Origin of the sequence: Phragmitibacter flavus (assembly GCF_005780165.1) — a bacterium.
Classification (GTDB): Bacteria; Verrucomicrobiota; Verrucomicrobiia; order Verrucomicrobiales; family Verrucomicrobiaceae; genus Phragmitibacter; species Phragmitibacter flavus.
This window is the reverse complement of record NZ_VAUV01000002.1, coordinates 1-12796: the sequence shown is the minus strand read 5'-3', so window position 1 is coordinate 12796 and position 12796 is coordinate 1. Positions and strand designations below refer to the sequence as shown.

10 protein-coding genes are annotated in these 12796 nt (G+C 58.9%); 6 read left to right on the top strand and 4 right to left on the bottom strand.

The features are described from left to right. Positions 1–18 precede the first annotated feature (18 nt). The 4 genes from FEM03_RS01995 (at position 19) to FEM03_RS25485 (ending at position 5084) form a co-directional block, all read left to right on the top strand. On the top strand, positions 19–1371 hold the full coding sequence (locus FEM03_RS01995) for a DUF6986 family protein (protein WP_138084506.1): 1353 nt from the start codon (positions 19–21) through the stop codon (positions 1369–1371). Between the two features lie 212 nt (positions 1372–1583). Beyond that, a complete protein-coding gene (pucL, locus tag FEM03_RS01990) occupies positions 1584–2429 on the top strand; it encodes a factor-independent urate hydroxylase (RefSeq protein ID WP_138084505.1) in 846 nt (281 codons plus the stop codon). Positions 2430–2761: 332 nt separating this feature from the next. Then, on the top strand, positions 2762–3550 hold the full coding sequence (locus tag FEM03_RS01985; RefSeq protein WP_138084504.1) for an XdhC family protein: 789 nt from the start codon (positions 2762–2764) through the stop codon (positions 3548–3550). Positions 3551–3935: 385 nt separating this feature from the next. Then, a complete protein-coding gene (locus tag FEM03_RS25485) occupies positions 3936–5084 on the top strand; it encodes a GTP-binding protein (RefSeq protein WP_276609641.1) in 1149 nt (382 codons plus the stop codon). 289 nt (positions 5085–5373) lie between these two features. On the opposite strand, the gene moaA is transcribed toward FEM03_RS25485, so the two are convergent. Further along, positions 5374–6423, bottom strand: a complete 1050-nt coding sequence (gene moaA / locus FEM03_RS01975; protein WP_138084503.1) for a GTP 3',8-cyclase MoaA — start codon at positions 6421–6423, stop codon at positions 5374–5376. Positions 6424–6597: 174 nt separating this feature from the next. Between moaA and FEM03_RS01970 the strand changes: the two genes are divergently transcribed. Continuing rightward, positions 6598–7464: a PEP-CTERM sorting domain-containing protein gene (locus FEM03_RS01970; protein ID WP_138084502.1), complete on the top strand. Its 867-nt coding sequence runs from the start codon at positions 6598–6600 to the stop codon at positions 7462–7464. A gap of 109 nt (positions 7465–7573) precedes the next feature. On the opposite strand, the gene FEM03_RS01965 is transcribed toward FEM03_RS01970, so the two are convergent. The 3 genes from FEM03_RS01965 to FEM03_RS01955 all read right to left on the bottom strand — a co-directional run bounded on the left by FEM03_RS01965 (position 7574) and on the right by FEM03_RS01955 (position 10199). Then, positions 7574–8005: an Hsp20/alpha crystallin family protein gene (locus tag FEM03_RS01965; protein WP_138084501.1), complete on the bottom strand. Its 432-nt coding sequence runs from the start codon at positions 8003–8005 to the stop codon at positions 7574–7576. A gap of 380 nt (positions 8006–8385) precedes the next feature. Continuing rightward, positions 8386–9177 (bottom strand): TerC family protein, encoded by a 792-nt coding sequence (locus tag FEM03_RS01960; RefSeq protein WP_240772646.1) that lies wholly within the window; start codon positions 9175–9177, stop codon positions 8386–8388. A gap of 83 nt (positions 9178–9260) precedes the next feature. Continuing rightward, on the bottom strand, positions 9261–10199 hold the full coding sequence (locus tag FEM03_RS01955) for an NF038130 family PEP-CTERM protein (protein WP_138084500.1): 939 nt from the start codon (positions 10197–10199) through the stop codon (positions 9261–9263). A 144-nt stretch (positions 10200–10343) separates the two neighbouring features. Between FEM03_RS01955 and recD2 the strand changes: the two genes are divergently transcribed. Further along, the gene (recD2, locus tag FEM03_RS01950) at positions 10344–12533 is read left to right on the top strand and encodes an SF1B family DNA helicase RecD2 (RefSeq protein ID WP_138084499.1); all 2190 of its coding nucleotides are present in this window, start codon (positions 10344–10346) and stop codon (positions 12531–12533) included. Positions 12534–12796 lie beyond the last annotated feature (263 nt).

The following is a 12796-nucleotide window of genomic DNA, read 5'->3' as shown; positions in this document are numbered from 1 at the left end:
AGCCCTTAGCCTTTCGATATGACCACGTTAAGTTCCGAAGATCTCGCCCCTATCACCAGCGCCCTCAGCCGCGCCAACACCGCCTTCATCCAAACCTACCCCGGCGAATCCAACGCCCGCCAACCTGTCCACACCGTCTATGGCGGCGGCCACCTCTTCAAATCCGACACCGCCCGCCGCCTCGGCGACACCGCCATCCGCAACCTCGAAGAATACGCCCCTGACCCCGAAACCTTCGCCCACGCCTTCAATCTCGACCGCGATCGCGACCTCCCCATCGCCACCGCCCTGCGCGCCCGCGTCCTCGAAAAACTCCAGCGCGAACCCACCGAAGACTTCCGCCTCGACTACGAAGACGGCTACGGCAACCGCCTCGACAGCGAAGAAGACGCCCACGCCGCCCAAGGCGCCACCGAAGTCGCCAAAGGCCTTGCCGACGGAACCCTGCCCCCCTTCATCGGCATCCGCATCAAGCCCATGAACGAGGACCTCCGCGCCCGCGCCACCCGCACCCTCGACATCTTCATCACCACTCTCATTCAACAAACCGACGGCAAACTCCCCGACAACTTCGTCATCACCATCCCCAAAGTCCAAATCGCCGAACAAGTCATCGCCGTCGTCCAACTCTTCCGACTCCTCGAGAAAAAACTCAACCTCGCCCCCGACACCCTGCGCATGGAACTCATGCTCGAAACCCCCCAGGCCATCATCGGACGCGACGGAAAAATCACCCTGCCCAGCCTCATCGAAGCCACCCAGGGCCGCTGCACCGGCGTCCACTTCGGCGTCTACGACTACACCGCCGGACGCAACATCACCGCCGCCTACCAAGGCATGAGCCACCCCGTCTGCGACTTCGCCCGCGAAATCATGGCCGTCTCCCTCGCCGGCACCGGCATCTTCCTCTCCGACGGAGCCACCAACATCCTCCCCGTCGGCCCCCATCGCGCCGCCGAAGGCCAAACCCTCACCAAAGAACAAACCACCGAAAACCACATCGCCGTCCATCAAGCCTGGAACCTCGCCTATCGCGACACCCAGCACTCCCTCAAAAACGGCATCTACCAAGGCTGGGATCTCCACCCCGGCCAGTTCATCGCCCGCTACGCCGCCGTCTATCAATTTTTCCAGTCCGGCCACGCCGCCGCCGCCAGCCGTCTCAAAGCCTTCGTCAGCAAAGCCGCCCTCGCCTCCCTCCACGGCGATGTCTTCGACGACGCCGCCACCGGCCAGGGTCTCCTCAACTTCTTCCTCCGCGGCATCAGTTGCGGTGCCATCACCGAAGCCGAAGCCCAAGAAACCGGCCTCACCCTCGAAGAAATCCGCACCCGCTCCTTCCTAAAAATTCTCTTGGGTCGCAGGAAGTGAAAAATCCTACTCCTACTCCTACTTCTACTCCTACTCCTACTCCTACTCCCACTCCTGCTTGGTCGCCTGCTCGGCCGCAAGCCTATGTGTGGGGAGTAAGAGGAAGAGTAAGAGGAGGAGTAAGATAGCCACCTTCCCTACTCCCAAAGTCGTAACTCCTCGCCCAAACCCCGATCCCCACTGGCAACCTCCCTGCTCCCACTAAACCACCCATGAAAATCATTTCCCAACAATACGGCAAAGCCCGCGTCCGTGTCATGAAACTCCTCAAAGACGGCCCCGTCCACACCGTCAAGGAACTCACCGTCAAAACCCTTCTCGACGGCCCCACCTACGGCCCCAGCTACACCGCCGCCGACAACTCCATGGTCGTCCCCACCGACACCGTCAAAAACACCATCAACTGCCTCGCCTTCGACCAACTCGGACCCGACACCGAACTTTTCGCCCTCGCCCTCGCCAACCACTTCCTCACCAAATACGACCATATCACCCGCGTCATCGTCGAAACCGAAGAACGCCTCTGGACCCGCACCAGCATCGACGGCACCCCCCACCCCCACACCTTCACCCAGGCCCAACCCGCCATCCCCATCGTCAAACTCGAAGCCACCGCCACCACCACCGTCCTCGAATCCGGCATCAAAGATCTTCTCATCCTCAAAAGCACCGAAGCCGGCTTCTCCGACTACCCCAAATGCGACTTCACCACCCTCAAGGAAACCCGCGAACGCATCGTCGCCACCTCCCTCCTCGCCACCTGGCTCTGGAACAGCGACACTCCCCCCACCAGCTACAGCGCCGCCAACGCCACCATCCTTAATTCCTTCATGAAACCCTTCGCTGAAAAATACAGCGAATCCGTTCAACAAAACCTCTGGGACATGGGCACCCTCGCCTTGGAAACCGTCCCCGAAATCACCCGAATCAGTCTCGCCGCCCCCAACAAACACTGCAACCTCATCGACCTCACTCCCTTCAACCGCGAAAACCACCACACCCTCTTCGTCCCCACCGACGAACCCCACGGCCAAATCGAAGTCACCATCGGCAGATAACATGGAGCGCCGACGTGTCGTCGGCCAAAAATTCACAACGCCCCCATCGTCCCCTTTCCCCAAAAATCATCCCCCCAGTCGGACGACCGACGTGTCGTCGGTCATCATTCAAATCACTCCAGAGACCCATCCCTCCCAAAATCATCCCCCAGTCGGACCACCGACGTATCGTCGGTCATCATTCAAAATATTTAACCGTTCCCCACCAAGCCAACACGTTCCAACCAAACTTCTGCCGACGACACGTCGGCCCTCCCAGTCCGTCGGCCATCACTCTCTCAAACCCCCATCGTTGCCATCGTCGCCATCGTTCCTTCATCCACCACCCCTCCATGACCGACGAAACCCTCCTCACCCACCTCCTCGAAGCCCGCCAACGCCGCGAACCTTGCGTCCTCGCCACCGTCGCCGCCATCAAAGGCTCCGTCCCCCGCGAACCCGGAGCCAAAGCCCTCATCTTCTCCGACGGTCGCATCCACGGCACCATCGGCGGAGGCAAATTCGAATCCCTCGTCATCACCGACGCCCAATCCCTCCTCCAAACCCAAAAAACTCCCCTCCTCAAAACCTATCCCCTCCACGAAAAAAGCCCCGACTCCTTCGGTGCCATCTGCGGCGGCGAAGTCACCGTCCTCCTCGAACCCCAACTCCCCCGCGAAGCCCTCATCATCTTCGGTGCCGGTCACTGCGGCGAAGCCCTCGCCAAACTCGCCCGCGCCTGCGGCTGGCACATCACCGTCATCGACGACCGCCCCGACCTCCTCGCCCGTTGCGACGCCCATCAAATCCACCAAGGCCCCGCCCCCGACTTCATCAACGCCCACCCCTGGCAACCCGACGAAGCCCTCGTCCTCGTCAGCCGCAACTACCAGCTCGACCGCGACGCCCTCGCCGCCGCCCTAAAAAACCCCCACTTCAACGCCGGTTACCTCGGCATGATTGGCAGCCGCAAAAAAGTCACCTCCGTCTTCGAAGAACTTCAATCCCAAGGCATCCCCAAAACCGCCTTCGAAAAAGTCCACGCCCCCATTGGCCTCGACATCCAAGCCGACACCCCCACCGAAATCGCCATCAGCATCCTCGCCCAGATCATGAGCGTCCTGCGCAAACGCGAAGCGTAAAAATCGTCCTCGTCCTCGTTCTCCTACTCGTCCTCGACCCCCGAAACATCTCCAATACACCAAGTCGGCAACTCACCATCGACATCTCCAGCCGCCTCCTCCTCTTACTCCTACTCCTACTCTTCCTCCCCTCTCCGCGCCTCAACAACTTCCCCGCCACCAAACCTCCAGACATCATCTCAATACATCACTCCGTCGACACCCCCTGATCGAGGACGAGTAGGAGAACGAGGACGAGGACGACAAAATTCCCCCATCACCCTTCTCAATCCCTCGTTCACACAGCGAGCCAAGACTTTCAGTGTGGGGAGTAAGAGGAGGAGTAGGAGTAGGATAACCCCCAGGATTGCCCCCAAACCCAATCCATGCTTCAATCCCCACACCCATGTCCACGACTCCCTCCAAAGCACGCTACATCATGATCGGCGGATTCCTCGGTGCCGGCAAAACCACTGCCATGGGCAAACTCGCCCAACACCTCACCGCCCAGGGCCTCAAAGTCGGCCTCATCACCAACGACCAGGCCGGCGGCCTCGTCGACACCCGCCTCCTCCGCTCCCAAGGCTTCGCCACCGAAGAAATCGCCGGCGGCTGCTTCTGCTGCCGCTTTAACTCCCTCGTCGAAGCCGCCGACAAACTCAGCAACAACGACAACGACACCACCCGACCCGACATCTTCCTCGCCGAACCCGTCGGCAGCTGCACCGACCTCGTTGCCACCGTCACCTATCCCCTGCGCCGCATGTATGGCGACAACTTCACCATCGCCCCCCTCAGCGTCCTCGTCGACCCCACCCGCGCCCGCCGCATCTTCAACCTCGACCCCACCCCCGGCAACTTCTCCCACAAAGTCGTCTACATCTTCAAAAAACAACTCGAAGAAGCCGACCTCATCCTCATCAACAAATCCGAAACCCTCCCCGCCGAAGACATCGCCACCCTCCAGCAAACCCTCGCCGCCGAATACCCCCACGCCACCGTCCTCAGCGCCTCCACCCGACTCGAACAAAACCTCACTCCCTGGTTCGACCTCCTTACCAACACCGAACAAACCGCCCGCCAAATCATGGCCGTCGACTACGACACTTACGCCGACGGCGAAGCCCTGCTCGGCTGGCTCAACGCCACCGTCTCCATCAGTCCCAACGACGAATTCGAAGCCGAAGCCTTCCAAAAAGTCCTCGCCAACGAAACCCAGACCCGACTCAACCCCCTCACCGCCGAGATCGCCCATTTCAAAATGACCTTCAGCCCCAGCGATTCCCTCAACGGCGAGCTCGCAAGCATCCATCTCGTCCGCAGCGACCTCAAACCCGAGATCGGCCTCGAACTCGACGAACCCGTCACCCAAGGTTACCTCATCATCAACCTCCGCGCCGAAACCGATCCCGACGCCCTTTCCGAAGCCGTCCAATCCGCCCTCGCCGTCACCACCGCATCCTTCCCCACCCTTGTCGCCACCATCGACCACCAAGAACACTTCCGCCCCGGCCGCCCCACCCCCACCCATCGCGACACCAACCAACTCGCGTAATTCGACAAAAAAAGTAGAAGGCTCGTCCCGAGCCTTTCATCCAAAACGACAAGGGCCGGGACGGCCCTTCTACTTTTCCGACCTTCCGCCCGCCCATCCCCATCGACGTTCCGTCGACCCCACCCCATCGGACCACCGACGTTTCGTCGGTCATCATTCAAAAATTCCATCGTTCCCCACCAACTCCACACACTCAAACCCACTCTTTTTGCCGACGACACGTCGGCACTCCCAGTCGGACCACCGACGTTTCGTCGGTCAAAATTCACAGCCCCCAGCCACCCCCACCCTACCCCCCCAACTTCGACATCTCCGCCCTCGGCATCCCCGCCCCCTCAGACCGCACCTCACTATAGCGGTCATCCCTCGCCCCCCACACCGCACGAATCGCATCCGCCACCCGCTCATCGCTCAATCCGCCGCGCAACAACGCGCGCAAATCGTGTCCCTTTGCCCCAAACAGACACGTGAAAAACTCCCCATCCGCCGCCACCCGCGCCCGCGTGCAACCCCGGCAAAACGGCTGCGTCACCGACGCAATCACTCCGATCTCCGTGTCACTCACCGCACAGCGAAACCGCCGCGCCACCTCTCCAACATAGTTCGCCGCCACCGGCAGCAAATCCATCTCCCCACTCAACCTCCGCACGATCTCCTTCGCCGTCACCACATCATCCAGACGCCACCCATTCGTCGCCCCCACATCCATATACTCAATGAACCGCAACACATACTGCGGCCCCGCAAAATGACGCGCCATAGGCACCATCTGATCCTCGTTCACTCCACGCTTGACTACCATGTTGATCTTCACCGGCCCAAACCCCGCCTCCAGCGCCGCATCAATCCCCTTCAACACCCGGTTCACCGGAAAATCCACGTCATTCATCCTCCGAAACACGGAATCATCCAGCGCATCCACACTCACCGTCACCCGCTTCAACCCGGCCTCAAACAACGGCTTCGCCATCACCGCCAACGCCGACCCATTCGTCGTCATCGCCAGATCCTTCAACCCCTTGAGCGCCGCCAATTTCCCAATCAACACCGGCAAATCCCGCTTCAACAGCGGCTCGCCACCTGTCACCCGAATCTTCTCCACCCCCAACCCCACAAAAATCCGCGCCAGCCGTTCCATCTCCTCAAAAGACAAAAGCTCACTTTTCGGCTGAAACGCATGATCCCGACCAAACACCTCCTTTGGCATGCAATACCCACAACGAAAATTGCACCGGTCCGTCACCGACAACCTCAAATCCCGCAACGCCCGCCCCAAACCGTCCGCCCCTGCCACCGGCAGCCGCGCCCGGTCATCCGTCGTCGGCGCCTCGGTAAACATGATCAATAGCATACGCCTGACGACCATCCCTTCAACCGTCCGATCCATGAAATAAGAGTCGTCTTTAAAAAATGCTGCTTTTCTGTCCAACTTGCACCTCAACTCGCCTAACCTATGGACTCAATCCGTTAAACCGCCCGTTCAGAACGATTTTCCTCCGCACCCTCCTCGTCCATGACTGCTTCTTTTCGCCCACAACATCGACCATTTTTGGTGATTGCTATTGTCGCTGTTGCTGCTCTTAGCGCTATGCTGCCATCCCAGGCCGCGACCTTGCTGACCGAACATTTCTGGCGCTCCACCGGCAACGGCGGCGTTACCGGCCTCGGTTGGAATGCCTACCGCGGCTCCACAGCCGTCAACCTTAGTGCTGCCGCCCCCAGCGGAGCGACCTACGAAGGGGCCGGCTGGATCAACAACAATACGGTGGCCAGCGCTCCTGACTCGAACGTGGCCGGCTCCACTGCCGGCTATATTTACGCCCAGAATAGAGCCACCGCAGTCACCGAAGGCACCCCCGTGACTTCCGGTTCAACTCCACCCAACTACTTCATCCACACCACCACCGGCATCAGCCAGGAGGTCAGTAATTTTAGTTCCCTCTCCGCAAGCTGGAGCCAGTCCACCAGCGCAAACCTCAACGCCAACACCCGGCTGGCGCTTAGAGTCGACAACGTCTGGTATGTTGCTCTCACCCCCGACAATAATACTCTGAGCAGCACCTGGCAAACCTTGGGCACCAACATCCTTGCTGAAAGCTGGTATCGACTCGACTTCACCGCCAGCAGCAACATGAGTGTCGACACCGGAACCACCTACACCAGCGCCACCTTTGGAAACACCATCAGCGGAATCGGTTTCTATGTCGACGCGCTGCAAACCGCCAGCACCTCAGTCGTCGCAAACGCCGATTTCCGCACCATTCGATTTGATCTTCTCACCCTCACCGGTGAAGCCGTGCCAGAGCCCAGTCGCGCTCTGCTGATGTTCAGTGCCCTCGGTCTGATCTTGTTGCGTCGCCAACGCTCGTTTAGTCTCTGACGCCGCCCTCCTGGATACGCCATTAAGAACAAGAGACCCGTGGCGCATCGCACCACGGGTTGCTTTGAGTTTGATGAGTAATCGCTTGGGACTTTACAGCCCACAACTGTTATGACAGCTCAATCGAACGAGGTTTGCTCTGTTCCGCCTTTGGAAGCGTCACCACCAAAATCCCATCTTCCAATTTCGCAGAGATCTTCTCCGGATTCACGCTGTCAGGAAGACTGATGGAGCGGGTCAACGTGTAGCTCGATTCGCTCTCGCCCTGCCGGACTTTTTTCTCAACGTTCACGGTCAGCAAACGATTGTTCAGATCCAGCTTCACGTTTTCCTTCTTCACCCCTGGCACCTCGAAGTTCGCATAGAAATTCTCCGCGTCTTCGTGCACCTCGGCCACCAAAGGTTTCTGAGCCGAGAAATATCCCGGATCCAGATAACGGGTAAACGCTGGGAGCCCTGCAAAAGGCGAGAGAAGCCAGTCTTCGACATTGGATTCACGATTGGTCTTTGGAGCGCAGTAGTTGGTAAGTTTCATAATCATAGATTCCTTTCAATAGAGTGATGTTAATGGTTAACACATCCACTCAATGCACTCGCCATGCCAGCCTCGTTCTCTTCTATTTTTTCACTCATCTTCAATGAGTTACGAATCTTTCAACCTTGCCAACTCATCACTTGAAGCGCCATTTTGCCTCTCTTGAGAAAACTTGCCGCCTGCCCATTCGCGCCTATTTGGCTCACTCACTGAACGCGGACACGTTCATCCACATCAATGCCAACGGCTGCAACGCACCTAATCTCCAACTCCCAACCACGGACAAGAATGTCCGCACTCCTCACCCAAAACAAAGCCCGATCGAATCCACTTCGACCGGGCTCAAATAGATCGTCTTCAACCGCCAATCCCCACTTGCCTCAACCTCAATGCCCCACCACACCTGCCGCCTTTTTCTTCTGCTTCGCACTCACACGGATGTTCAGCATCTCCACCATGACTGAGAACGCCATCGCAAAATAGATGTAGTTCTTCAGATGCAAATCATGCGCCTTTTCTGGTGCCACCCCTTCGATGGTCAGCATCACCCCAATCAAAATCAAAAAGCTCAACGCCAGCATCTTCACCGTCGGATGACGATTGATAAAATCGCTCACCGCACCCGCAAACACCATCATGAAACCCACCGCGATCACCACCGCAATCACCATCACCAGGATGCTGTCCGCCATCCCCACCGCTGTAATCACCGAATCCAGAGAGAACACCAGATCCAGCATCGCAATCTGAATCAAGATCGCCCCCAAAGCCGCCCGCGCAGGAGCCGATGCTTTGATGTCGCCCTCAGGATCCCCTTCAATTTTGTGGTGAATCTCCCGCGTGCTCTTGAACAAAAGGAACAATCCGCCACCGATCAGAATGAGATCCTTGCCAGAGAACCCCTGGCCAAAAACCGCGAACAAATCGTTGTTCAACGTCATCACCCAGCTGATCGAGAACAACAGCGCAATGCGCATGAACATCGCCAGTCCCAAACCCAAAAATCTCGCGCGCGGCTGCTGATCTTTTGGCAGCTTGTCCACCAGAATGCTGATGAACACAATGTTGTCGATGCCCAAGACAATCTCCAGAATCGTCAGCGTCAGCAAGGCAACCCAGGCATCCGGCTGATGAATCCAACTCAAATCATTGATCGGTAAAGCAGCCAAAAACTCCATGGCCGCCGAGACTAGTTCACCTTTTGCAATGCGCAAGCGTCCTCATCGACCATTTTCGCATCAACTCACCCAGCGCCTCATCCTCAAGGAAACTTGCGCCGACACAACAGCAAAAACACCCCAATCGTCCCAATCAGCAACGCGCCTCCCGGCTCCGGGACCGAAGAGACAAACGCAAACGTGCCTGTGTAGGATTGAAACGGATCATTCAAAGCCACCCCGCTCGACGTTGCATTGCCGAACGAATAGAACGCAGCCCCATTCAACATCACCACCTCGCTGTATTGAATCCCCGCAGGAACAAACCCCGCCACTGCTCCATACCCGGCATCCGTCAGAAACTGCTGAAATCGAGGCGACGCATCCAGAAAACCTTCCAATCCAAAACGTAAATTTCCACCCACCCCATCCTGATAGACATAACCAATGTTCGGATCCGACAACGATGCAAAACCGCCCGCATCGCGCCAGTCATCAAACAACCCACCCCGGTTCGCATTCAAAACCGCCGCGACGAATCCCCCGCTCAACGCAGCCACGTGATCCATGAATCCATCAAACCACTCCGTCGCCAGCGTCGACGCTCCATAAGTGGTGTCATGCCCCGACGTCGAACCAAACCAGCCCGTCCCGTTCAACCTCCGGAACTCAAACGCAAAAGCCCCCGCCACCCCTGACAGCGTCACCGGAACCACCGTCGCAAATGCCCCGCCACTTGACGCATCGACATACCCCGGCAACTCGCTCCACGCAAACAACTCCAAATTCCCACCCGGTGCCCCCGCATGCCCTCGCAATACCGCATGCAACTGACCCGCATCATTGGTCAAAACCAAATTCCCCGGCGTCGACTCCTCGTAAATCCAAAACTCATTCCCCACCGTCCCCGGAGTCACCACCGCATCCGTCGAATACATCGCTCCAGGCAAGGCCTCATCTGCTTTCACCGTCGTCTGAACGCTCATCGCAACAGCGATTGCACCAGCCAGTAACGGAACGAACCGCAATTCTAAAAACTTCATCGGGGGTTGGGTGTGGGGGTTAGGGGGTAACCGAGCCGCACATTGGATCCTCTGGAGAAAATATCAACCTGGAAATTGGGCCAACACCACATCCTGCCACCCATCCCACTTGTCACCTCCTCTTAAAACCCTTTTACTGATACCGTGACTTCCCGGCCCCGACCCACACCCCAATCCCACGCCACCCTCAGCGGCGTCGTCGAGCGCGTCACCCACCACAACGAAGAAGACGGCTACGCCATCCTCAAAATCCAGCCCCCCGGCCGCAGCGACCTCATCACCGTCACCGGCAACGTCCCACGCGTCGTCCCCGGCGAAAAAATCGAAGCCCGCGGCGAATGGATCAACAACCCCGAATACGGCCGCCAGTTCAAGGCCGCCACCATCCATCTCAGCCAGCCCGACACCCTCCAGGGCCTCGAACGTTACCTCGGCAGCGGCCTCATCGACGGCATCGGACCCAAATACGCCAAACGCATCGTCAAAAAATTCGGCACCACCATCTTCGACATCATCGAAAACGAATCCGCCCGCCTCGAGGAAGTTGAAGGCGTCGGCAAAAAACGCCGTCAGGAAATCCGCGCCTCCTGGATGAAACAAAAAACCATGCACGACATCATGGTCTTCCTCCACCAGCGCGGCATCAGCACCTCCCGCGCCCAACGCATCCACCGCACCTACGGCGACCAGTCCCTCGAAATCCTCCAAACCAACCCCTACCAACTCGCCGACGACATCCACGGCGTCGGCTTCAAAACCGCCGACGACATCGCCGCCCACATGGGCATCGAAAAAGCCGCCCCCCAACGCCTCCGCGCCGGCCTCCTCCACGCCCTCGAAACCGCCACCACCCACGGCCACAACTGCCTCCCGCGCGACCTCCTCATCAGCGACGCCGAAAAACTCCTCGCCGTCCCCCCAGCCGAACTCCAGCCCCAGCTCGACCAGCTCCTCGCCGACGACACCCTCATCAGCGACCCCGTCGAAAAACGCGACCTCATCTACCTCCCCACCGCCCTGCAGGGCGAGATCAGCATCGCCAAACACCTCCAAAACCTCCTCCGCAGCCCCTCCAGCTATCCCCCCATCGACATCGACGCCGCCCTTCAATGGTGCGCCCAGACCACCAAAATCCAGCTCGCCCCCAGCCAGCAAGACGCCGTCCGCGCCGCCCTCACCCAACGCGTCCTCATCATCACCGGCGGCCCCGGCGTCGGCAAAACCACCATCATCAACAGCATCCTCGCCATCCTCACGGCGAAAAACATCAAACCCATCCTCGCCGCCCCCACCGGACGCGCCGCCCAACGCCTCGCCGCCAGCACCGGTCACGACGCCTCCACCATGCACCGCCTCCTCGAATTCCAGGGCAACGGCGTCTGGGGCCACCACCACGGCCGACCCCTCAAAGGCGACCTCTTCGTCCTCGACGAAGCCTCCATGATCGACACCCCCCTCATGGCCCAATACCTCAGCGCCATCCCCACCGGCGCCCATCTCCTCATCGTCGGCGACGCCGACCAGCTCCCCTCCGTCGGACCCGGCTCCGTCCTTCAAGATCTCATCGCCAGCCAAAAAATCCCCACCGTCCACCTCAGCGAAATCTTCCGCCAGGCAGCGAAGAGCCGCATCGTCACCGCCGCCCACGCCATCAACCAGGGCAAACTCCCCGACCTCAAACCCAGCCCCGACAGCGACTTCTTCTTCCTCGAAAAATCCGATCCCCTCACCCTCCAGCAAACCGTCCTCAACCTCTGCCACCACCGCCTCCCCACCAAATACCCCTTCGATCCCATCCGCGACATCCAGGTCCTCACCCCCATGAACGTCAACGAACTCGGCACCCGCCGTTTCAACCAGCTTCTTCAAAACGCCCTCAACCCGCCGCACGAAATGAAATTCGAAATCGAACGCGGCAACCAACTCTTCCGCGTCGGCGACAAAGTCATCCAAACCCGCAACAACTACGAAAAAGAAACCTTCAACGGCGACATCGGCCACATCCTCCGCATCGATCTTGATCCCATCACCATCCACGTCCGATTTGAAGGCAACCGCGACGTCACCTATGAACCCATCGACCTCGACCAGCTCCAGCTCGCCTACGCCATCACCATTCATAAGAGTCAGGGCAGCGAATTTCCCTGCATCATCATCCCCTGGAGCATGTCCCAATTCATCATGTTGGAGCGCAGCCTCATCTACACCGCCCTAACCCGCGGAAGAAAACTCGTCATCATCGTCGGCGAAGAAAAAGCCCTAAACATGGCCATCCAAAAAACCAATTCCCGCAAACGCTGGACCGGCCTCCGTTCTCGCCTCACCCTCCCGTAACCCCAAGTGTGCAGCCAACAGGAGTCAGGACATTCCTGTCCGTCATTCTGGAACCGCAACCCAAGCGTGCAGCCCAAAGGAGCCCGGACATTCCTGTCCGTCATTCTGGAACCCTCAACCCAACCTTGCCCCCCCGATAGGGGTAGGGACGGCGCATTGGTTTGCGCCGCCCCTCCCTCCGAACCGGACTGGCGGGTTTCCCGCATCCGGCTCTCCGATTGTTGAGTGCTGACAGTGGTTTCCCACTTGCGTCAGGTTTCAGG

Excerpts from the sequence above, each read along its gene's own strand:
- FEM03_RS01995 (WP_138084506.1), top strand. The coding sequence starts at position 19 with ATGACCACGTTAAGTTCCGAAGATCTCGCCCCTATCACCAGCGCCCTC.
- pucL (WP_138084505.1), top strand. The coding sequence starts at position 1,584 with ATGAAAATCATTTCCCAACAATACGGCAAAGCCCGCGTCCGTGTCATG.
- FEM03_RS01985 (WP_138084504.1), top strand. The coding sequence starts at position 2,762 with ATGACCGACGAAACCCTCCTCACCCACCTCCTCGAAGCCCGCCAACGC.
- FEM03_RS25485 (WP_276609641.1), top strand. The coding sequence starts at position 3,936 with ATGTCCACGACTCCCTCCAAAGCACGCTACATCATGATCGGCGGATTC.
- moaA (WP_138084503.1), bottom strand. The coding sequence starts at position 6,423 with ATGTTTACCGAGGCGCCGACGACGGATGACCGGGCGCGGCTGCCGGTG.
- FEM03_RS01970 (WP_138084502.1), top strand. The coding sequence starts at position 6,598 with ATGACTGCTTCTTTTCGCCCACAACATCGACCATTTTTGGTGATTGCT.
- FEM03_RS01965 (WP_138084501.1), bottom strand. The coding sequence starts at position 8,005 with ATGATTATGAAACTTACCAACTACTGCGCTCCAAAGACCAATCGTGAA.
- FEM03_RS01960 (WP_240772646.1), bottom strand. The coding sequence starts at position 9,177 with ATGGAGTTTTTGGCTGCTTTACCGATCAATGATTTGAGTTGGATTCAT.
- FEM03_RS01955 (WP_138084500.1), bottom strand. The coding sequence starts at position 10,199 with ATGAAGTTTTTAGAATTGCGGTTCGTTCCGTTACTGGCTGGTGCAATC.